Consider the following 19,859-nt stretch of genomic DNA (forward strand, 5'->3'; position numbering starts at 1 on the left):
TTATTCGGGACGACTTTTTTACCAAGGACCGTGGGGGGAAAAATGTAGGAGGACAAAACGGCGAGTGTACGAAATGCGACTTTCGTTTATCGGATGTCGGATTCCCAGCCGCCGCCCAAAGCTTTGTACAAGGCGATACTGGCTTGCAGGCGCGACAAGCGCAGTTGCACATTCAGGTCCTGGGCCGTGTACAGGGTGCGCTGGCTGTCCAGCACGCTCAGCCAGTCTTCGGCGCCCGCCTGGTAGCGGCTTTCGGCGATGCGCAAGGCGTTCTGCGCCGCCTGCAGCTCTTGCGTTTGCCATTGGCGCTGCTGGTCCAGGCGTGTGATGTTGCTGAGGGCTTTTTCCACATCGGCGAAACCGTTGATGATCGCCCCGCGATAGGTCTGCAGCAACTCGTCCTGGCGCGCGCGGGCCTTGTCCCGTTCGGCGGTTAAACGGCCGTTGTTGAAGATCGGTGCGACCAGGCCGCCCGTCAGCGTGTAATACGGGCTGCGCAGGATCTCCACGGCTTTGCCGGCGTCGGAGCCGAAGGTCGCGCCGAGCGTCACCGCAGGCAGCATGGCCGCGCGGGCGACGCGAACATCCGCTTGCGCCGCCGCCAGTTCGGCCTCGGCCTTGGCCAGGTCGGGGCGCCGGCTCAGCAGTTGGCTGGGCACGCCCGGGCCGATGCGCGGCCAGGTGAGGGCCTGGAAGGGCTCGGTGCCCAGGTCCAACGCCTGGACCGGCTGGCCGAGGAGGGCGGCGAGGGTGATCCGCGACTCTTGCGCCAGTTGTTGAATCAGCGGCAATTGCCGTTGCTGGCTGGCGACCAGGCTTTGCTGCTGGGCCAGTTCCAGGGCCGTGGCGGAACCGGCGTCGTAGCGGGTCTGCACCAATTCCAGCACGTTGCGTGCATTCGCCAGGTTCAACTCGGCGATCTGCTCGCGCTGGCGTGCGGCGAGGGTTTGCGCGTAGCGGTCGGCGACGTTGCTGAGCAGGGTCAGTTCCACGGTAGCCTGGTCCGACGCGCTGGCCCGCAGGCTATGCAGGGCGCTGTCTCGCGCGGCAGCGCGGCCGCCCCAGAAATCCACTTCATAACTGGCGCTGAGGTTGGCGCCGAAGCTGTTGACCGTGTCATTGCTTTGCGTCGCGTCCAGGTCCGGCCCGCCCTGGCCGCGCAGTAACTTCTGATGGCTGGTGGACAGGTTGAACTTCACTTCCGGCAACAGCGGTGCGCCGGCGATCACTGCCGTGGCTTGGGCCTGGCGCACCCGTGCGACGGCGGCCGCCACGTCAAAACTGTCACGGCGTGCCTGTTCGATCAGGCGGTTCAGTTGCGGGCTGCCGAATTGCGTCCACCAGCGCTGGTTGTTGAGTTGGGCGGCGTCACGCTCGGCGTACTGCCAGGCGGTCGGTGCTGCCACGCCGCTGTCGACGGCGGGCAGGCTGGCGGCGCAGGCATTGAGCAGCAGGCACAGGCCGAGTACGCACACAGGGGGGGCGGGGGATCGTTTATTCACTGGTCAACGCCTTAACCGGATCGAGCCGGGCAGCTTTACGGGCCGGCATAAAGCCGAATACGACGCCAGTGACCAGTGCGCAGCCAAACGCGCCGAGCACCGCCACCAGGGAAAACTGCACCGCGACCTTGGCCAGCATCAGCACGCCGCCGACCAGCAGCGCCAGGCCGATACCGCACAGGCCGCCAACCACCGAGAGCATCAGCGCCTCGGTCAGGAACTGGCGCAGGATGTCGCGCTGGCGCGCGCCGGTGGCCATGCGGATACCGATTTCGCGGGTGCGTTCGCGCACGGTCATCAACATGATGTTCATCACCCCGATGCCGCCCACCAGCAGCGAAATCGCGGCGATCGAACCGAGCATCAGCGACAGCGTGTTTTGCGTGTGCGCCTCGGCCTGGATCATTGCCGCGTTGTTGGTCAGTTGGTAGTCACGCTTGCCGTTATGCAGGCGCAGCATCAGTTGGTCGATGGCTTGTTCGGCTTCCCGTACCTTGCGCGCATCGGCGGCGGCAATCACCACGTATTCGGGGTTGTACGTGCCGAACAGGCGCACGCTCGCGGCGGTGTAGGGAATGGCCACGCGGTCGTCGCTGTCTTTATTGCCGGAGCTGGAGCCCTTTTCCGCGAGCACGCCGATCACCTGGAAAGGCACGTTTTCGATGAGGATGTATTGGCCAATCGGGCTGACCTGCTTGAACAGTTTCTCGCGGATGCGGTGGCCGATCACCGCGACCGTGGCACCGGCGCGCTCGTCGGCTTCGGTGAAGTAACTGCCCTCGACCACCGGCCAGTTGAAGATCTGCGGAAAGTTGACGTCGTTGCCGCCCACATAGGCCAGGTAATCCAGGTTGCCGTAGCGGATGCCGGCGTCGCTGCCGTTGACCGGCATGATCCGCTTGATCTGCGGCAGCGTCGCCAATGCCGCGACATCGTTGAGGGTCACGATGCCCAGCGGCGTGCGCGGGTTGGGCGAGGAGCCACTGAGGTAGAGGATGTTGGAGCCGAATGCGCCCATCTGTGCCATGACCTGGCGCTTGCTGCCTTCACCCACCGCCAGCATCACCACCACCGAGGCCACGCCGATGATGATCCCGAGCAGGGTCAGGGCGGTGCGGAAGCGGTTGATCCACATCACGCGCCAGGCGGCCTGCACGGCGTCGAGCAGTTCGGCCTTCCACGCGCCGTTGTGCTCGGCGCCTTCGGCCAGGCGCTGGCGCAGGTCGACGGCTTGCAGCGCCGCGCTGTCGGCGCTGGCCGGGCGGTGGCGGGCGTTGTCGGCCGAGTCGCTGATGATCAGGCCGTCGCGAATTTCGATGATGCGGTTGGCCCGCGCCGCCACGTCGCGGTCGTGGGTGATCAGGATCACCACGTGGCCCTGGCTGGCCAGTTCGTCGAGCAGGCTCATTACCTCGGCGCCGCTGTGGCTGTCGAGGGCGCCGGTGGGCTCGTCGGCGAGGATGATATGCCCCCCGTTCATCAGCGCGCGGGCGATGGAGACCCGTTGCTGCTGGCCGCCGGACAGTTGATGCGGACGGTTGCCGGTGCGGTCGGCCAGGCCCAGGCGCGTGAGCAGGGCCCTGGCGCGGGCGTGGCGTTCGGCGGCGCTGATGCCGGCGTAGATCGCCGGCATTTCGACGTTTTCCTGGGCCGACGCCGACGGGATCAAGTGGTAGCCCTGGAACACAAAGCCGAAGGCTTCGCGGCGCAGCCAAGCCAGTGCGTCGCTGTCCAGGTGCGCGACGTTTTCGCCGGCGAACAGGTAGTCGCCGGCGGTGGGGCGGTCGAGGCAGCCGAGGATGTTCATCAGTGTGGATTTGCCGGAACCCGAGGCGCCGACGATGGCGACGAATTCCCCGGCATGGATCGACAGGTCGACGCCGCGCAATACGTCGACCTGCGGGCTGTCGCCGCCGCCGTAGGATTTGCGGATGTGCTTGAGTTCGATCAGGGGCGTGCTCAATTCAACCCCCCGCTGCCGTCGCCCGGCCCGATCAGCAGGTGATCGCCTTCGCTGAGGCCTTCCAACACTTCGACGCGCAGGCGGTCGCTGATGCCCAGGCGCACGACGCGCTCTTCGATGCGGCCGTTTTCCGCGACCACGCGGGCGGTCTGCCGGTCGGCGCTGGTGCTGTCTTGCAGGGCGGCGACCGGCGCGGTGAGCGCATCCTTGACCTGGCCGGCGACGAAAAACACCTGGGTGGTCATTTCGGCCATCAAGGCGTTGTCGCTGTTGTCCACGTCCAGCAGCACGGTGTACAGCACCACGCGGCCGCTGCCGCTCTTGTTCGAACTGCTGGGGCTGCCGCTGCCCTGGGTTTCGTTCAGCGGCTTGGGCGGGATCGGCAGGATCTGCCGCACGCTGCTGGTCCAGCGGCGGTTGCCGCCGCTGAGGGTGGTGAAATAGGCGGTCATACCGGGTTTGACGTGGCCGATATCGGCTTCCGAGACCTCGGCCCACACGGTCATCGGTGACAACTTGGCGATGCGCAGGATCAGCGGCGTTTGCTGCTGGGCATTGAGGGTCTGGCCGACCCGTGCGTCCACCGCCACCACGGTGCCGGTCATCGGCGCATAGATGCGCGTATAGCCCAATTCCGCCTCGTCCCTGCGCAGGCTGGCCTGGGCCTGGAGAATCTGCGCCTGGAACATGTCGACCCGCGCCTGGGTGGCGCTCAGTTCGGACTTGGCGGTTTGCACGTCCTCTTCGCGGGTCGCGTTGCCGGCGGCCAGGCGCTGCTGGCGCTGGTACTTCTGGCGCGCCAGTGCGTGCTGGGCTTTCTGCTCCTGCAATTGGGCCTTGAGGTTTTCGATGGCGTAGCGGCTGGCGTCGAGCTTGGCTTTTTGCGTCGAGGGGTCGATCTCCACCAGCAACTGGCCTTCCTGCACCTGATCGCCGGCTTCGACATGGATCTTGCGGATCTGCCCGGACGCTTGGGCGCCCACATCCACATAGCGTCGCGGTTGTAGAGTGCCCAGGGCGGTGACGCTGTTTTCAATGTTGCCGCGGGTCACGGTAACGGTGGCCAGGCTGTCGCGCCCCGGCGGCTGCAATTGCCAGGCGGCGATGCCGATAACAGGGATCAGGCACGCCACAACCAGCAGGGCGTGTCGGGCAGGTCGAGGGCGTTTCATGGGTTGGTTCCAGCCAGGAAAGTTCGGACCGCAGTTGCGGGGGGCTGACAGTTAAACGAGAGCATGGCCCGAAGATTTAGGCTGTTTCACAAGTAGTTACAGTGCTGGCGAGTAAAAAAATTGCCCGCTGAAGCAAGTCTTCTTTAAAAGTAGATGAGAATTACTATAAATTGCACTTACCCAAACTGCCATCACTCATGGGCTGTCTTTTTAAGCATTCAAGGACCTAATACCGCCGTCAGGTGGTCGGGAGTCATGTTGGAAAACTACTATCGCGAGCTGGTGTGTTTCCTCAACGCCAAGCTGGGCAACCGCCAGGTGGCCGAAGATGTGGTGCATGACGCTTATGTGCGGGTGCTGGAACGCGCCAGTGACACCCCCATCGACCAGCCCCGCGCCTTTTTGTACCGTACCGCGCTGAACCTGGTGATCGACGGCCATCGACGCAACGCCTTGCGTCAGGTCGAGCCGCTGGAGGTGCTGGACGCCGAAGAGCGCTTCGCCAACGCTTCGCCCCACGCCACCCACGATCACACTCAGCGCTTGCAGATGCTCGAACGCGCCTTGGCCGAGTTGCCGGCGGTCTGCCGCGACAGCTTCCTGCTGCGCAAGCTCGACGGCCTGTCCCACGCGCAGATTGCCGAGCGCCTGGGGATTTCCCGCAGCCTGGTGGAAAAACACATCGTCAATGCGATGAAGCACTGCCGGGTGCGGATGCGCGAGTGGGACGCACCCTGAGCGTCGAGTGGTTAAATTTTAATTCATTGTCCTCGTTTCCTATCAACACATGACCTGTTGTGCAGGTCGTGAAGGTATTCCCGCCCCACCGCCAAGGGGCTTATCCAGAGGACACTGGAATGACACAGGCAATTGCTTCGCCCGCGGTTCACGACTTGATCGGTATCGGTTTCGGCCCTTCGAACCTGGCGCTGGCCATCGCCCTGCAGGAGCGCGAAAAGACCCAGGGCAAACTGGACGTGCTGTTTCTCGACAAGCAGGCCGACTACCGTTGGCACGGCAATACCCTGGTGACCCAGAGCGAACTGCAGATTTCGTTCCTCAAGGACTTGGTGACCCTGCGCAACCCCACCAGCCCATATTCCTTCGTCAACTACCTGAAAGCCCACAACCGTCTGGTCGATTTCATCAACCTTGGCACGTTCTATCCGTGCCGCATGGAGTTCAACGACTACCTGCGCTGGGTCGCCGGGCAGTTCCAGGCCCAGAGCCGCTACGGCGAGGAAGTGCTGGCCATCGAACCGATCCTGCATCAGCAGCAGGTTGAAGCACTGCGCGTGATTTCCCGCGATGCGTTGGGTGAACAGCATGTCCGCACCACCCGTTCGGTGGTGGTCAGCGCTGGCGGCACGCCGCGCGTGCCCGACGTGTTCAAGGCGTTCAGGGATGACCCCCGCGTGTTCCACCATTCCCAGTACCTGGCGCGCATGGCCCAGCAGCCTTGCGTGCAGGGCAAGGCGATGCGTATCGCGGTGATCGGCGGCGGCCAGAGCGCGGCCGAAGCGTTCATCGATTTGAACGACGGCTTCCCGGCGGTACAAGTCGATATGATCCTCCGCGGCTCGGCGCTGAAACCGGCGGATGACAGCCCGTTCGTCAACGAAGTGTTTTCGCCGGCCTTTACCGACCTGGTGTTCCAGCAGGTCGGCGCCGAGCGTGAGCGGCTGATCGCCGAGTACCAGAACACCAACTATTCGGTGGTTGACCTGGAGTTGATCGAGCGCATCTATGGCATCTTCTATCGCCAGAAAGTCTCCGGCACCGCGCGCCAGGCCTTCCGCACCATGACCGTAGTCGAGAACGTCAGCGCCGGTCCGTTGGGCATCGAGTTGACCCTGCGCAATAACGCCAACGGCGAAACCAGCGTCAGCCATTACGACGCGGTGATCCTGGCCACCGGCTACGAGCGCCAGATGCATCGCGAGTTGCTGGCGCCGCTGCAGGCCTATATGAGCGATTTCGAAGTCAGCCGTGATTACCGCATCGTGACGGATGAGCGGTGCAAGGCCGGCATCTACATCCAGGGTTTCAGCCAGGCCAGCCATGGGTTGAGCGATACCTTGCTGTCGGTGCTGCCGATCCGGGCGGATGAGATTGCCGCATCGTTGTACGCGCATGATCGCCACCGTGGGCAGGGGCGTTCGGTGCAGGATTTGCTGCTTGCTACGGCGAGCTGATGAACGCTTGTAGCGACTTTTGGAGGCGGGGTAGAAAATGTGGGAGGGGGCTTGCCCCCGATGGCGGTGTATCAGTCAACTAATTTGTAGCTGACAGATTGCAATCGGGGGCAAGCCCCCTCCCACACTCTTGACCGCATTCGGCTTCCAGGATGTGGTCGGCTATAAGGCCGCGGCCAAGAGCAGAATGAGCCCTATCTGATCCACGGAGATCCAAATGTGGGAGGGGGCAAGCCCCCTCCCACAATCTCGACCGCGTTCGGCTTCCAGGATGTGGTCGGCTAATAAGGCCGCGCCCAAGAGCAGAATGAGCCCTATCTGATCCACGGAGATCCAAATGTGGGAGGGGGCTTGCCCCCGATGGCGGTGTATCAGTCAACTAATTTGTAGCTGACAGATTGCAATCGGGGGCAAGCCCCCTCCCACACTTTTGACCGCGTTCGGCTTCCAGGATGTGGTCGGCTATAAGGCCGCGCCCAAGAGCAGAATGAGCCCTACCTGATCCACGGAGATCCAAATGTGGGAGGGGGCTTGCCCCCGATGGCGGTGTGTCAGTCAACTAATTTGTAGCTGACAGATTGCAATCGGGGGCAAGCCCCCTCCCACACTCTTGACCGCGTTCGGCTTCCAGGATGTGGTCGGCTATAAGGCCGCGGCCAAGAGCAGAATGAGCCCTATCTGATCCACGGAGATCCAAATGTGGGAGGGGGCTTGCCTCCTCCCACAATCTCGACCGCGTTCGGCTTCCCGGATGTGGTCGGCTATAAGGCCGAACCCAAGAGCAGAATGAGCCCTATCTGATCCACGGAGATCCAAATGTGGGAGGGGGCTTGCCCCCGATGGCGGTGTATCAGTCAACTAATTTGTAGCTGACAAATTGCAATCGGGGGCAAGCCCCCTCCCACATTTGATCTTCGGTGTCTGGGGATCAGGCCAGTTCGGTGGCGGTGTTTTTGACTACCGCGAGTTCGGGGTGGGCCACCAATTTGTCGATGTGCAACTCATCGTTGTTCAACCAGGTCTCCGTCAGCACTCGGTAATGTTCCATATCCCGGCAACGCATGCGCAGGCTGTAGTCGAACGGCCCGCTGATCAACTGGCATTCGAACACCTGCGGGCAGGCTTTGACGCAGGCTTCGAAGGCCTTTTGCGCCGAGCGCCCGCTCTGGTTGGACAAGGCCACCAGCACCAGCAGCGACAGCCCCGGTGAGACCATCTGCACGTCGATGATCGCCCCGTACCCGCGGATCACCCCGCGCCGTTCGAGCTTGCGCACCCGTTCCAGGCAGGGCCTGGGGGTCAGATGCACCAGCGACGAGAGCTTCTCGTAGGTGATACGCCCCTGATGCCGCAGCACGTCGATGATCGCCTCATCGATGCGATCCAGCGCAGGGGAGGAATGGGGTCCGTTGGCCTTGGTATCCATGGGTTTCACTTCAAGCGGTTGGAAAGAAATTGCTGCAAGCGTTCGCTGTTGGGATGGTCGAGAATTTCGGCACCGCCTTGTTCTTCGACGCGGCCCTGGTGCAAAAACAGCACTTGGCTGGACACCTGGCGGGCAAAGCCCATTTCGTGGGTGACCATCAACATGGTACGACCTTCCTCAGCCAACGTCTGTATGACTTTGAGGACTTCTCCTACAAGCTCAGGGTCCAAGGCGGAGGTCGGTTCGTCGAACAGAATGATTTCCGGTTCCATCGCCAAGGCGCGGGCGATGGCGACGCGCTGCTGCTGGCCGCCGGACAGAAACGCCGGGTATTGATCCGCCACCCGGCCCGGCAAGCCGACCTTGTCCAGGTACAGCCGCGCACGTCGTTCCGCCTCGGCCGCACTCACGCCCAACACCCGACGCGGGGCCATGGTGATGTTTTCCAGTACGGTCATGTGGCTCCACAGGTTGAAATGCTGGAACACCATGGCCAGGCGTGTGCGCAGGTTCTGCAGTTGCGCCTGGTGCGGTGCGCGGGTGCCGGCGCGGCCCTGGCGCATTTCGATGCTGATGCCGTCCAGGGTGATGACCCCGGCGTCCGGCTGTTCGAGAAAGTTGATGCAGCGCAGCATCGTGCTTTTGCCCGAGCCGCTGGCGCCGATCAGGCTGATCACATCGCCGTTGCGTGCGTTGAGGGAAACGCCCTTGAGCACTTCATGTTCGCCGTAGCGTTTGTGGATGCCTTCGACTTGCAGTTTGACCGCCGCCGTCGCCGCCTTGGCGATAGGGGCTGCGGGTGTCTCGACGGGATAAGTGGCCAGGGCCTGCGCGGACTGATTCATGGGTTAGCCTCGGGTAGGAACAAGAAAACGCATCCAGCGACGTTCGGCCAGTCGAAACAGGCCCACCAGTGCAAAGGACAGCAGCATGTAGAGCAGCGCGGCGATACCGAAGGCCTGGAACGTCAGGAACGTCTCGGCATTCGCATCGCGGGCCACCTTGAGGATGTCGGCGACGGTGGCGGTAAACGCCAGCGACGTGGCGTGCAGCATCAGGATCATTTCATTGCTGTAGGCCGGCAACGCACGGCGCAGCGCGGCGGACACCACCACAAACAGGTTCAGTCGCCAGCCGTGCAGGCCATAGGCGCGTGCCGCTTCGATTTCGCCATGGGGAATGTTGCGGATCGCCCCGGCGAAGATTTCCACAGTGTAGGCACAGGTGTTGAGGACGAACGCCAGCAGCGTGCAGTTCAACGCGTTGCGAAAGAACTGGTTGAGCAGGGCGTTGTCCTGCACCACCTCCAGGCTGTACAGCCCGGTGTAGCAAATCAACAGTTGGATATACAGCGGCGTGCCGCGAAACAGGTAGGTGTATACCTCCACCGGCCAGCGCAGCCAGGCGTGTTCCGAGACGCGGGCGATCGCCAGGGGGATCGACAGGAAAAACCCGAACAGCACCGAGATGATGAACAACCACAGGGTCATCGCCACCCCGGACACACCCGCGCCGTCGCTGTACAGGTAGGCCAGGCCGTATTGCTGGAACAGTTCGATCATCGCGCCATCCCCTTGATGCCGAGGTTGTAGCGCCGTTCGAGGCGCTTGAAGATGCGGTTGGAGAGGGTGGTGATCACCAGGTACACCAGGCCCGCGAGGATCAGGAAGTACAGCGGCTCGTTGGTGGTCTTGCCGGCGTTCTGTGCGGCTTTGACCAGGTCGGACAGGCCGATGATCGACACCAGCGCCGTGGACTTGAGCAACACCAGCCAGTTATTGCCCAGCCCCGGCAGGGCGAAGCGCATCAACTGCGGGAACAGCACCAGGCGAAAGCGCTGCCAGCGGCTCAGGCCATAGGCGGTCGCGGCTTCCAGTTGACCGGCCGGCACGCTGAGGATCGCGCCGCGAAAGTTTTCGGTGAAATAGGCGCCGTAGATAAACCCCAGGGTGACCACCCCGGCGGTAAACGGGTCGATTTCAAAGTAGTTCCAGCCGAAGGCTTCGGTCAGGTCGTTCAGCCACAGTTGCAGGCTGTAGAAAATCAGCAGGATCAGCACCAGGTCCGGCACGCTGCGAATCAGCGTGGTGTAGAGCGTGGCCGGCACCCGCAGCAGTTTGACGCTGGAGAGTTTGGCGCCAGCGGCGATCAGGCCCAGGCCAAGGCTCAGGGCCAGTGCGAGGAACGCCAGCTTGACCGTCATCCAGGCGCCCTGGGCGAGCATCGGGCCGTAGCCCTGCAGGTTGAGGAATTCGTTCATGGGGAGATCTCTAAAGGGCGCAGACAGACCCCTGGGGGAGCGGGCTTTTGGGGGAGGGGGATTGCCCCCTCCCACACAAGTCTTCTCTCACAGGGGCGGTGTTGGCTTACTCGTTGTAGATGTCTTGATCGCCGAAATACTTCTTCTGGATCTGGGCGTAAGTGCCATCGGCCTGGACGGCGGCGATGCCCTTGTTGATCAGCGCGCGCAGTTCCTGGTCGTTCTTGCGCAGGCCCATGGCGATGTCCAGGGGCAGCGTCGGGTCCTTGAAGGCCGGGCCGGTCTTGAAGTCGGCGCCTTCGGGCTTGGACAGGAAGTTGAGCTGGGCTTCGAGTTTGTCGGTCAGGGTGGCGTCGAGGCGGCCGTTTTGCAGGTCGGCGTAGTTCTGGTCCTGGGACTGGTACGCCTTGATCTGGGCGCCGAGCTTGGCCAGGTGCGCGCGGGCGTAGGCTTCCTGCAACGAGCCCTGCAGCACGCCGACTTGTTTACCCTTGAGGGATTCCGGCGTGTCGCCGAAGTCGGCGTTCTTGCGGGTGATCACCGAGGTGGGGCTGAGGAACAGGCGGTCGGTGAAGTCGATCTGTTTTTCCCGCGCCGGGGTCACGGCCATGGAGGACATGATCGCGTCGAACTTGCGCGCGCGCAGGGCGGGGATCATGCCGTCGAATTCGTTATGCACCCAGGTGCATTTGACTTCGAGCTTGGCGCAGATCGCGTTGCCCAGCTCGATATCGAAGCCTTGCAGGCTGCCATCGGCGGCGACGGACTCGAAGGGTGGGTATTCGGGGAATACGCCGAAGCGGATTTCTTTCCAGTCTTGGGCGTGGGCGGCGCTGGCGCACAGCGGCAATAGCAACGCAGCGAACAATGAGCGGAGTGGCGTCATGTGGAGTCCCTATATTTTGTAATTGATGTCAGGGCAGTCAAAGGAGCAGCGCGCATTCATTTGCTGACTCTTCGGTCGCGCTCAGAATGCTTCAAGGTGGTGCGTTTTTTGTGTCGTTTACCCCGTGCTCAAAGCGCGAATTGCGCTGTTAAAACAGGCAATGCAGCGGAATCGGCTGCGGCACCCGCTGAATCGGCTTTTGATCGTCGCGGTTCTGGCCTGCCCTCGGCGCAAAGCGGCAGGCCAGAGCGGTTTCAGGCGCGCTTTTTGTGCTGTACGCGCGGAGGTTGGGCCAGGCGTGCGAACAGGTCTTTCGGGTCGGCCAGGTCGGGCACCAGTTCCAGTTCGCTGCCGACGTCCAGCGCCTTGGCCACGTCCAGCACGTAGCGCAGCGCCGAATAGTCTTCGATGGCAAAACCCACCGAATCGAACAGGGTGACCTGGCGCGCATTCTCGCGGCCGGGCGCCTGGCCGTTGATCACTTGCCACAGTTCGGTGACCGGCGAATCGGCCGGTATGTGCTGGATTTCACCTTCGATGCGGCTCTGCGGTTCGTATTCGACGATCACCCGCGCACGCTCGACGATGCGTCGGTCCAGTTCGGTCTTGCCCGGGCAATCGCCGCCCACGGCGTTGAGGTGCATGCCGGGTTCGATCATCTCGTCGGTGAGGATGGTCGCGTAGGCCTTGTCGGCGGTGACGGTGGTGACGATGTCCGCGCCTTTCACCGCTTCGGCCACGCTGGCGGCCAGGATCACCTTGATTGCCGGGAACGCCTTGAGGTTGGCCGCCAGCTTGGCGGTGGCCCTGGCGTCGATGTCGAACAGGCGGATTTCATTGATGCCCAGCAGGGTGTGGAAGGCCAGGGCCTGGAATTCGCTTTGCGAACCGTTGCCGATCAGCGCCATGCTGCGGCTGTTGTCCCGGGCCAGGTAGCGTGCGACCAGGGCCGAGGTGGCGGCGGTGCGAATCGCGGTGGTCAGGGTCATTTCCGCCAGCAGCAGCGGCCGGCCGGTGTCCACGTCACCCAAGGCGCCGAAGGCCATCACGGTGAGCATGCCGGCCTGGGTGTTTTTCGGGTGGCCGTTGACGTATTTGAAGGCATACAGCGACGCGTCGGACACCGGCATCAGTTCGATCACGCCCTCCGGCGAGTGATTGGCCAGGCGCGCACATTTCTCGAAATCCTGCCAGCGCAGGTAGTCGGCGCGGATGTACTCGGCCATCTCGGTGATGCAGGTTTGCAGGCCTTTTTGCGAGACCAGGTAGCTGAGGTCGTTGACGTCGATATAGCGGGTCATGGAGTGGCTCCTGTCGTTATTGGAAGGTGGCGCGGGCGGGCAGATGCACTTCCGCGAGCATGCAGCGGGCACTGCCGCCGCCGATGCGTTCGATGTTGTCGATGTTCACCACCACCGGCCGCGTGTGGCGTTCCACATGCCGGCGCTGCGCGGGTTGCAGGGCGTTCCAGGCGCTGGCGGACATCACCAGCAGCGGCTGGCCGTCGCGGTCGTGGACTTCGAGCATGTTGCCGGCGAAGGCTTCCAACTGGTCGAAATCGAGGGCGAGGATGTCCTTGCCGGTGTCGCGCAGGGAATGCTCCAGGGCCTGGCGCTCTTCGGCGTCCGGCAGGGCTTGCAGGCACACCACCGAGAGGTTGCGGCCGACGCTCATCATCACGTTGCTGTGGTAGATCGGCGCGTGGTGGCGGTCGACGGCGTGGAACACGCAGAGCTGGTAGTCGAGGCGTTCGGCGAACTGGCGCAGAGCGTCGTGGTGGGTGCGCCCGGAGTGGCAGGCGTAGCTGATCCGGTGCTGGCGGTCGAGCACCATGCTGCCGGTGCCTTCGAGGAAGATGTTCTGTTGTTCGAGATGGCTGAGGTCAATGGTGTCCTTGATTGCAAAACGCTGTTCGAGGACGTGCAGCACGCCCTTGTTGCGCTCCAATCGGCGGTTCTGGCCTTCCATCGGGTAGAGCACCAGGCTGCCGTCGGCGTGGCTGCTCCACCAGTTGTTGGGGAAGATCGAGTCGGGGGTGTGCGGTGCCGGGGTGTCCTGCACGACCAGGACTTCGACGCCATGCCGGCGCAGGGTGTCGACATAGCCGTCGAACTCTTCCAGCGCTTTGTGCTGTGCGTCGAGCGGGTCGAGGGGCTGGCGTTGGAAACGGTTGTTGATCGCGGTGTCCGGGTTGAAGGCAAAGCGCGCCGGGCGAATCATCAGGACGGTGTTGGTGGTTTGCATGGGGGCACGAATCCATGGGTTGAGCAGTGGAGCTATTTTGTGCGGGTTGACGGAGGAATCCCGGCTGAAACCGAGGCGGCGCTCAGCCGGGAAAGCTGAAAAGTGGGGTGTGGCAGCCGAATCGGCTGTGCGGGCTGGAATGCGATCAAGCGGTGGTGGATAGGTTGGCTGACGGAGCGCTATCGCAGGCAAGCCAGCTCCCACATTAGTATGGAGGTGGTTGTGGTATCCGAGTCAGGAAGGAGAGTGCATGTCTATCGCCGTTCGTATTGCCCAGGCCGCCGATGCAGATGGGATCAGCCGGGTCATCCTCGCCGCCTTGCACAGCAGCAATGCGCGTGACTATCCGGCGGATGTGATCGCCCGGGTGGCGGGCAACTTCACACCCGATGCGGTGCTCGAACTGCTCCGGCGTCGGTCGGTGCTGGTGGCGGTTCAGGACGAAGTGATCGTCGCCACCGCTTCCCTTGACGGTAATGTGGTGCGCTCGGTGTTCGTCAACCCGGCGCTGCAAGGGCAGGGCATCGGTCGGCTGCTGATGATCGAAATCGAATTGCGCGCCCGTGAGGCCGGGGTGACGGTGTTGAACGTGCCGTCTTCGCTGAGCGCCGAGTCGTTCTATACCAAACTGGGCTTTCACACCGTGCGCGACGTCTACCATGGCAACGAGCGCACGTTGGTGATGGAGAAAGCGCTGTCGTCGCGCCACCCCATCGGCGTCTACCGCGACCGTCTGCACCGGGCGCAGGTGGTTACGTTGTGGCAGGACGCTTTTGGTTATGACACCGCGCACAACCTGCCGACCCTGGCGATCGATAAGAAGCTGGCGGTCAATGACGGGCTGTTCTTTGTGGCGACGGATAAGAACGTCGTGATCGGTACTGTTCTGGCGGGGTACGACGGGCATCGTGGTTGGTTGTATTCGGTGGCGGTGCGCGCCGACTATCGCCGGCAAGGGCTGGGTGCGTCGCTGGTGCGGCATGCGGAGCAGGCCTTGAGCGCCTTGGGGTGTATGAAGATCAACCTGCAGATCACCGGCGGCAATGACACGGTGGTGGGGTTCTACGAGGCGTTGGGGTACGGGGTGGAGCCGAGGATCAGCATGGGCAAGAAGATGGTGGAAAATATTCCGACTCAATCCTGAGAATGATCGCAGATCAAATGTGGGAGGGGGCTTGCCCCCGATGACGGTGGGTCAGTCGATACCTCCCGTGACTGACACTCCGCTATCGGGGGCAAGCCCCCTCCTACAGGGTATTGCGGTGTGGCGGGGTTAGACCTTGACGATCCAGCCTTCTGGCGCTTCGACGTCGCCAGATTGCACGCCGGTCAGCTCTTTATAGAGCTTCTGGGTGATCGGGCCGACTTCGGTCTCGCTGTAGAACACGTGCAGTTTGCCCTGGTACTCGATGCCGCCGATCGGCGAGATCACGGCAGCCGTCCCGCAGGCACCGGCTTCCTGGAAGATATCCAGTTGGTCGATGAACACTTCGCCTTCGACCACTTCCAGGCCCAGGCGGGTCTTGGCCAGTTCGATCAGCGACATGCGGGTGATGCCTGGCAGTACCGAAGGCGACTTCGGCGTGATGAACTTGTTGTCTCGGGTGATCCCGAAGAAGTTGGCCGAACCGACTTCCTCGATCTTCGAGTGCGTGGCCGGGTCCAGGTAGATGCTGTCGGCGAAGCCGGCTTTTTTCGCTTCGGAACCTGGCAGCAGGCTGGCGGCGTAGTTGCCACCGACCTTGGCGGCGCCGGTGCCGTGTGGCGCGGCGCGGTCGTAGCCGGAGATCTGGAAGTTGTGCGGCACCAGGCCGCCCTTGAAGTAGGCGCCGACCGGGATCGCGAACACCGAGAAGATGAACTCCGGCGCGGTACGCACGCCGATGTTGTCACCGGTGCCGATCACGAACGGGCGCAGGTACAGCGCGCCGCCGCTGCCATACGGCGGGATGAACCGCTCGTTGGCACGAACCACTTGCTTGCAGGCGTCGATGAAGGCTTCGGTCGGCACTTGCGGCATCAACAGGCGACCGCAACTGCGCTGCATGCGCGCGGCGTTCTGGTCCGGGCGGAACAGGTTGATCGAGCCGTCCTTGCAGCGATAGGCCTTGAGGCCTTCAAAGCACTGTTGGCCGTAGTGCAGGGCGGTGGAGCCCTCGCTGATGTGCAGCACGTTGTCTTCGGTCAGGGTGCCCGCTTGCCACTCGCCGTTTTTCCAGGTCTGGATAAACCGCTTGTCGGTCTTGATGTAGTCAAAACCCAGCTTGTCCCAATTGATGCTTTCGTTACCCATGACACCCTCTATCTCTGGTCAAGTCGGTTTTTTTCTGAATGGGCGCAACAATACTGCATTCTTGCTTCATGTGGGAGCGGGCTTTTGTGGGAGGGGGCTTGCCCCCGATGAGGGCGCGCCAGTCGGCACATGCGTTGACTGGCCCACCGCTATCGGGGGCAAGCCCCCTCCCACAAAAGCCCGCTTCCACGGGGGGGGGCGTTTTTTACAGGTGGAGGGGGTGGCCCAGCGCTCGTAGGGCGGCTTCCTGGACGGCTTCGCCTAGGGTCGGGTGGGCGTGGATGGTGCCGGCCACGTCTTCCAGGCGCGCGCCCATTTCCAGGCTCAGCCCAAAGGCGGTGGACAGCTCGGACACGCCGACGCCAACCGCCTGCCAGCCGACAATCAGATGATTGTCACGCCGCGCCACTACCCGCACGAAGCCGCTTTTCGACTCCAGGGTCATGGCCCGGCCATTGGCCGCGAACGGGAAGCTCGACACGATGCAGTCCAGCCCCGCCGCCTTGGCCTCGTCGGGCGACTTGCCGACCACCACCAACTCCGGGTCGGTAAAGCACACGGCCGGGATCGCCGCCGGGTTGAATTCGCGGTGTTGACCGCTGATCAGTTCGGCGACCATTTCGCCCTGGGCCATGGCCCGGTGCGCGAGCATTGGCTCGCCGCTGAGGTCGCCGATGGCCCACACATTGCGCATGCTGGTCTGGCAGCGGTGGTCGATCCTGACCGCCGCGCCGTGCATCTCCAGGTCCAGCGCTTCGAGGTTCCAGCCCCGGGTGTTGGGGGTGCGACCGACGGCGACCAGCACCTGATCGGTCTCCAGCGACACGGTGTCGCCCTTCGGGTCGCGCACTTGCAGGCGGTTGTGCTCAAAGCCGGTGACGCTGTGCTTGAGGTACAGCTTCACACCCAATTGCTTGAGCGACTCGGCCACCGGCTGGGTCAGCTCGGCGTCGTAGGCCGGCAGGATACGCTCCTGCGCTTCGACCACGCTGACTTCGGCGCCCAGCTTGCGGTAGGCAATCCCCAGTTCCAGGCCGATATAACCGCCACCCACCACAATCAGGCGCTTGGGCACGCGGGTCGGCGCCAGCGCTTCGGTGGACGAGATGATCGGCCCGCCGATCGGCAGCATCGGCAGGTTGACGCTTTTCGAGCCGGTGGCCAGCAGCAGGTGTTCGCACTGGATACGCTGGCCGTCGACGTCGACGGTCTTGCCGTCCACCACCTGGGCCCACCCGTGGATGACCTGCACCTTGTGTTTCTTCAGCAGCGCGGCAACCCCGCTGGTCAGGCGGTCGACGATGGCGTCTTTCCAAGCCACGCTTTTGCGGATGTCCAGGGTCGGCACATCCACTTCGATGCCCAGTTGGGAGCCCTGGCTGTGGTGTACGGTCTGCTGGAACTGTTCGGCCACGTGGATCAAGGCCTTGGACGGGATGCAGCCGATATTCAGGCAGGTGCCGCCCAGCGCCTGGCCTTCCACGAGGATGGTCGGGATGCCCAGCTGGCCGGCGCGGATCGCCGCCACATAACCGCCAGGGCCGCCGCCGATGATCAGCAGGGTGGTGTGCAATGTCTGAGTCATGCCCTTACTCCAGGAACAGGCTGGCGGGTTGTTCGAGCAGGCCGCGAATGGCCTGGATGAATTGCGCCGCGTCCATGCCGTCGACCACGCGGTGATCGAACGAGCTGGAGAGGTTCATCATCTTGCGGATCACGATCTGGCCCTTGATCACCATCGGCCGCTCGACGATGCGGTTGACGCCGACGATGGCCACTTCCGGCAGGTTCAGCACCGGCGTGCTGACGATGCCGCCCAAGGCGCCGAGGCTGGTCAGGGTGATGGTCGACCCCGACAGTTCGTCGCGGTTGGCCTTGCCAGTGCGCGCGGCGTTGGCCAAACGCGCGATTTCCTCGGCATTGCCCCACAGGCTGCGTGCTTCGGCGTGGCGCACCACCGGCACCATCAGGCCCACATCGCTCTGGGTGGCGACGCCCACATGCACCGCACCGAGGCGGGTGATGACCTGGGCTTCGTCGTCGTAACGTGCGTTGATCTGTGGGAAATCGCGTAACGCCACGACCATGGCGCGCACGATGAACGGCAGCAGCGTCAGCTTGCCGCGTGTCGCACCGTGTTTTTCATTGAGGTGTACGCGCAGTTCGTCGAGGGCGGTGACGTCGATCTCTTCCACATAGCTGAAATGCGCGGCGCGCCGGGTGGCGTCCTGCATGCGCTGGGCGATTTTGCGGCGCATGCCGATCACCGGGATCTGTTCTTCGTCGTTGCGTTCGGCGTAGGGGTTGGCGGCCGTAGTTTTTTTCGCCGGACTCTGGAGCAAGTAAGCGTCCAAATCTTCGTGCAGAATCCGGCCCGCCGGACCGGACCCCTGCACCAGGCGCAGGGGAATGCCTGCATCCAGCGCATGCTTGCGCACGGCGGGGGAGGCCAGCGGACGCTCGTTGGCATCGCGGGCCACGGGGGCCTGGGGCGCGACGGACGGTTTGAGTGCCAGTGTGCTTTCTACCGCTGGGGCCGGCTTGCTTTGCGCTACCGGCGCAGGCGCCGCCTTGGCCGGTTCAGCCGTCATCGGCACGTCTTTGGTATTGCCCGCGCCTTCCACTTCGATGCTGATCAGCACACTGCCCACGGCCATGACTTCACCCGGCTCGCCGCCGAGGGCAAGTACCTTGCCGTGGACCGGCGAGGGAATGTCCACCATCGCCTTGTCGGTCATCACATCCGCCAGCACCTGGTCTTCGACGACCAGGTCGCCGACCTTCACATGCCAGGCCGAGAGTTCAACTTCTGCGATGCCTTCGCCAATGTCCGGCATCTTGATAACGTGCGTGCCCATTCAGACCTCCATGACCCGTTTCAACGCCGCGCCCACACGGGACGGCCCTGGGAAATACGCCCATTCCTGCGCGTGCGGGTAGGGGGTGTCCCAACCGGTGACGCGTTCGATCGGCGCTTCCAGGTGGTGGAAGCAATGTTCCTGCACCAGCGCCACCAGCTCGGCGCCAAAGCCGCAGGTGCGGGTGGCTTCATGCACCACCACGCAACGGCCGGTCTTTTTCACCGAGTTGACGATGGTTTCCAGGTCCAGCGGCCACAGGCTGCGCAGGTCGATAACTTCGGCGTCGATACCGGTTTCTTCGGCGGCGACTTGCGACACGTACACGGTGGTGCCGTAGGTCAGCACGGTGACGGCCGAACCCGGACGCACGATCGCGGCCACGTCCAGCGGCACGCTGTAGTAACCGTCCGGCACTTGCGCCTGCGGGTGTTTCGACCACGGCGTTACCGGGCGGTCGTGGTGGCCGTCGAACGGGCCGTTGTACAGGCGCTTGGGCTCGAGGAAGATCACCGGGTCGTCGTTTTCGATCGAGGCGATCAACAGGCCCTTGGCGTCATAGGGGTTGGACGGCATCACCGTGCGCAGGCCGCAGACCTGGGTGAACACCGCTTCGATACTCTGGCTGTGGGTCTGGCCGCCGTAGATGCCGCCGCCGCAGGGCATGCGCAGGGTCAACGGCGCGGTGAACTGGCCGGCCGAGCGATAACGCAGGCGTGCCGCTTCGGAGATGATCTGGTCGCTGGCTGGGTAGACGTAGTCGGCGAACTGGATTTCCGCCACCGGGCGCAGGCCGTAGGCGCCCATGCCCACCGCCACGCCGACGATGCCGCTTTCGGAGATCGGCGCGTCAAACACCCGCGAACTGCCGTACTTGTTCTGCAAGCCTTCGGTGCAACGGAATACGCCGCCGAAATAGCCAACGTCCTGGCCGAACACCACTACGTTGTCGTCACGCTCAAGCATCACGTCCATGGCCGAGCGCAGGGCCTGGATCATGGTCATGGTGGTGGTGGTCATGGCGGTTTCCAATTCGATGCTGTTGTTGTGATCGTTCATG

The 19,859-nt window shown here is 63.3% G+C and carries 17 protein-coding genes; 3 read left to right on the plus strand and 14 right to left on the minus strand.

Annotated features, from left to right (window positions below; all coding sequences use genetic code 11):
• Positions 1-86: 86 nt before the first annotated feature.
• From C8K66_RS12880 to C8K66_RS12890, 3 genes are read right to left on the minus strand one after another with little or no spacing between them, the layout of a single operon-like run.
• Positions 87-1,502, minus strand: a complete 1,416-nt coding sequence (locus C8K66_RS12880; protein WP_108525017.1) for an efflux transporter outer membrane subunit — start codon at positions 1,500-1,502, stop codon at positions 87-89.
• The gene (locus C8K66_RS12885) at positions 1,495-3,465 is read right to left on the minus strand and encodes a MacB family efflux pump subunit (RefSeq protein WP_108525019.1); all 1,971 of its coding nucleotides are present in this window, start codon (positions 3,463-3,465) and stop codon (positions 1,495-1,497) included. The genes C8K66_RS12880 and C8K66_RS12885 overlap by 8 nt, the downstream gene beginning before the upstream one ends.
• Complete coding sequence (locus C8K66_RS12890) at positions 3,462-4,637, minus strand: efflux RND transporter periplasmic adaptor subunit (RefSeq protein ID WP_017847510.1); 1,176 nt, start codon at positions 4,635-4,637, stop codon at positions 3,462-3,464. Before C8K66_RS12890 ends, C8K66_RS12885 begins: the two co-directional genes overlap by 4 nt.
• Positions 4,638-4,892: 255 nt before the next feature.
• Between C8K66_RS12890 and C8K66_RS12895 the strand changes: the two genes are divergently transcribed.
• On the plus strand, positions 4,893-5,375 hold the full coding sequence (locus C8K66_RS12895) for a sigma-70 family RNA polymerase sigma factor (protein WP_017847509.1): 483 nt from the start codon (positions 4,893-4,895) through the stop codon (positions 5,373-5,375).
• 119 nt (positions 5,376-5,494) lie between these two features.
• On the plus strand, positions 5,495-6,832 hold the full coding sequence (locus C8K66_RS12900) for a lysine N(6)-hydroxylase/L-ornithine N(5)-oxygenase family protein (protein ID WP_108525021.1): 1,338 nt from the start codon (positions 5,495-5,497) through the stop codon (positions 6,830-6,832).
• Positions 6,833-7,760: 928 nt separating this feature from the next.
• Here the strand turns inward: C8K66_RS12900 and C8K66_RS12905 are convergent.
• From C8K66_RS12905 to ctlX, 7 genes are all read right to left on the minus strand, one after another.
• Positions 7,761-8,258, minus strand: coding sequence for an Lrp/AsnC family transcriptional regulator (locus tag C8K66_RS12905; protein WP_029296543.1), 498 nt, complete (start codon positions 8,256-8,258; stop codon positions 7,761-7,763).
• A 5-nt stretch (positions 8,259-8,263) separates the two neighbouring features.
• Positions 8,264-9,103 (minus strand): ABC transporter ATP-binding protein, encoded by an 840-nt coding sequence (locus C8K66_RS12910; RefSeq protein ID WP_057005602.1) that lies wholly within the window; start codon positions 9,101-9,103, stop codon positions 8,264-8,266.
• Between the two features lie 3 nt (positions 9,104-9,106).
• A complete protein-coding gene (locus C8K66_RS12915) occupies positions 9,107-9,820 on the minus strand; it encodes an ABC transporter permease (RefSeq protein ID WP_108525023.1) in 714 nt (237 codons plus the stop codon).
• Positions 9,817-10,518 (minus strand): ABC transporter permease, encoded by a 702-nt coding sequence (locus tag C8K66_RS12920; protein WP_057005601.1) that lies wholly within the window; start codon positions 10,516-10,518, stop codon positions 9,817-9,819. Before C8K66_RS12920 ends, C8K66_RS12915 begins: the two co-directional genes overlap by 4 nt.
• A 106-nt stretch (positions 10,519-10,624) precedes the next feature.
• A complete protein-coding gene (locus C8K66_RS12925) occupies positions 10,625-11,404 on the minus strand; it encodes an ABC transporter substrate-binding protein (RefSeq protein ID WP_046382800.1) in 780 nt (259 codons plus the stop codon).
• A gap of 254 nt (positions 11,405-11,658) precedes the next feature.
• Complete coding sequence (locus C8K66_RS12930; protein ID WP_108525025.1) at positions 11,659-12,705, minus strand: ornithine cyclodeaminase; 1,047 nt, start codon at positions 12,703-12,705, stop codon at positions 11,659-11,661.
• 16 nt (positions 12,706-12,721) lie between these two features.
• Positions 12,722-13,648, minus strand: coding sequence for a citrulline utilization hydrolase CtlX (gene ctlX, locus C8K66_RS12935; protein ID WP_057005600.1), 927 nt, complete (start codon positions 13,646-13,648; stop codon positions 12,722-12,724).
• Positions 13,649-13,898: 250 nt separating this feature from the next.
• On the opposite strand from ctlX, the gene C8K66_RS12940 reads away from it, so the two are divergent.
• Positions 13,899-14,792 carry a GNAT family acetyltransferase gene (locus C8K66_RS12940; protein ID WP_017847504.1) on the plus strand — a complete coding sequence of 298 codons (894 nt, stop codon included), beginning with the start codon at positions 13,899-13,901 and terminating at the stop codon, positions 14,790-14,792.
• A gap of 129 nt (positions 14,793-14,921) precedes the next feature.
• Here C8K66_RS12940 and C8K66_RS12945 read toward each other — a convergent pair whose 3' ends face one another.
• From C8K66_RS12945 to C8K66_RS12960, 4 genes are all read right to left on the minus strand, one after another.
• Entirely contained in the window at positions 14,922-15,941 is a 1,020-nt protein-coding gene (locus C8K66_RS12945; RefSeq protein ID WP_017847503.1) for a branched-chain amino acid aminotransferase, read from the minus strand.
• A gap of 205 nt (positions 15,942-16,146) precedes the next feature.
• Positions 16,147-17,526 (minus strand): dihydrolipoyl dehydrogenase, encoded by a 1,380-nt coding sequence (gene lpdA / locus C8K66_RS12950; RefSeq protein ID WP_046487274.1) that lies wholly within the window; start codon positions 17,524-17,526, stop codon positions 16,147-16,149.
• 4 nt (positions 17,527-17,530) lie between these two features.
• Positions 17,531-18,799 (minus strand): dihydrolipoamide acetyltransferase family protein, encoded by a 1,269-nt coding sequence (locus tag C8K66_RS12955; RefSeq protein ID WP_017847501.1) that lies wholly within the window; start codon positions 18,797-18,799, stop codon positions 17,531-17,533.
• Positions 18,800-19,858: an alpha-ketoacid dehydrogenase subunit beta gene (locus C8K66_RS12960; RefSeq protein WP_017847500.1), complete on the minus strand. Its 1,059-nt coding sequence runs from the start codon at positions 19,856-19,858 to the stop codon at positions 18,800-18,802.
• Between the last annotated feature and the right edge of the window lies 1 nt (position 19,859).

This window comes from Pseudomonas sp. GV105 (assembly GCF_003058185.1).
GTDB lineage: Bacteria > Pseudomonadota > Gammaproteobacteria > Pseudomonadales > Pseudomonadaceae > Aquipseudomonas > Aquipseudomonas veronii.

Excerpts from the sequence above, each read along its gene's own strand:
- lpdA (WP_046487274.1), bottom strand. The coding sequence starts at position 17,526 with ATGACTCAGACATTGCACACCACCCTGCTGATCATCGGCGGCGGCCCT.
- C8K66_RS12900 (WP_108525021.1), top strand. The coding sequence starts at position 5,495 with ATGACACAGGCAATTGCTTCGCCCGCGGTTCACGACTTGATCGGTATC.
- C8K66_RS12890 (WP_017847510.1), bottom strand. The coding sequence starts at position 4,637 with ATGAAACGCCCTCGACCTGCCCGACACGCCCTGCTGGTTGTGGCGTGC.
- C8K66_RS12945 (WP_017847503.1), bottom strand. The coding sequence starts at position 15,941 with ATGGGTAACGAAAGCATCAATTGGGACAAGCTGGGTTTTGACTACATC.
- C8K66_RS12955 (WP_017847501.1), bottom strand. The coding sequence starts at position 18,799 with ATGGGCACGCACGTTATCAAGATGCCGGACATTGGCGAAGGCATCGCA.
- C8K66_RS12905 (WP_029296543.1), bottom strand. The coding sequence starts at position 8,258 with ATGGATACCAAGGCCAACGGACCCCATTCCTCCCCTGCGCTGGATCGC.
- C8K66_RS12930 (WP_108525025.1), bottom strand. The coding sequence starts at position 12,705 with ATGACCCGCTATATCGACGTCAACGACCTCAGCTACCTGGTCTCGCAA.
- C8K66_RS12910 (WP_057005602.1), bottom strand. The coding sequence starts at position 9,103 with ATGAATCAGTCCGCGCAGGCCCTGGCCACTTATCCCGTCGAGACACCC.
- C8K66_RS12960 (WP_017847500.1), bottom strand. The coding sequence starts at position 19,858 with ATGAACGATCACAACAACAGCATCGAATTGGAAACCGCCATGACCACC.
- C8K66_RS12920 (WP_057005601.1), bottom strand. The coding sequence starts at position 10,518 with ATGAACGAATTCCTCAACCTGCAGGGCTACGGCCCGATGCTCGCCCAG.
- C8K66_RS12940 (WP_017847504.1), top strand. The coding sequence starts at position 13,899 with ATGTCTATCGCCGTTCGTATTGCCCAGGCCGCCGATGCAGATGGGATC.
- ctlX (WP_057005600.1), bottom strand. The coding sequence starts at position 13,648 with ATGCAAACCACCAACACCGTCCTGATGATTCGCCCGGCGCGCTTTGCC.
- C8K66_RS12925 (WP_046382800.1), bottom strand. The coding sequence starts at position 11,404 with ATGACGCCACTCCGCTCATTGTTCGCTGCGTTGCTATTGCCGCTGTGC.
- C8K66_RS12895 (WP_017847509.1), top strand. The coding sequence starts at position 4,893 with ATGTTGGAAAACTACTATCGCGAGCTGGTGTGTTTCCTCAACGCCAAG.
- C8K66_RS12915 (WP_108525023.1), bottom strand. The coding sequence starts at position 9,820 with ATGATCGAACTGTTCCAGCAATACGGCCTGGCCTACCTGTACAGCGAC.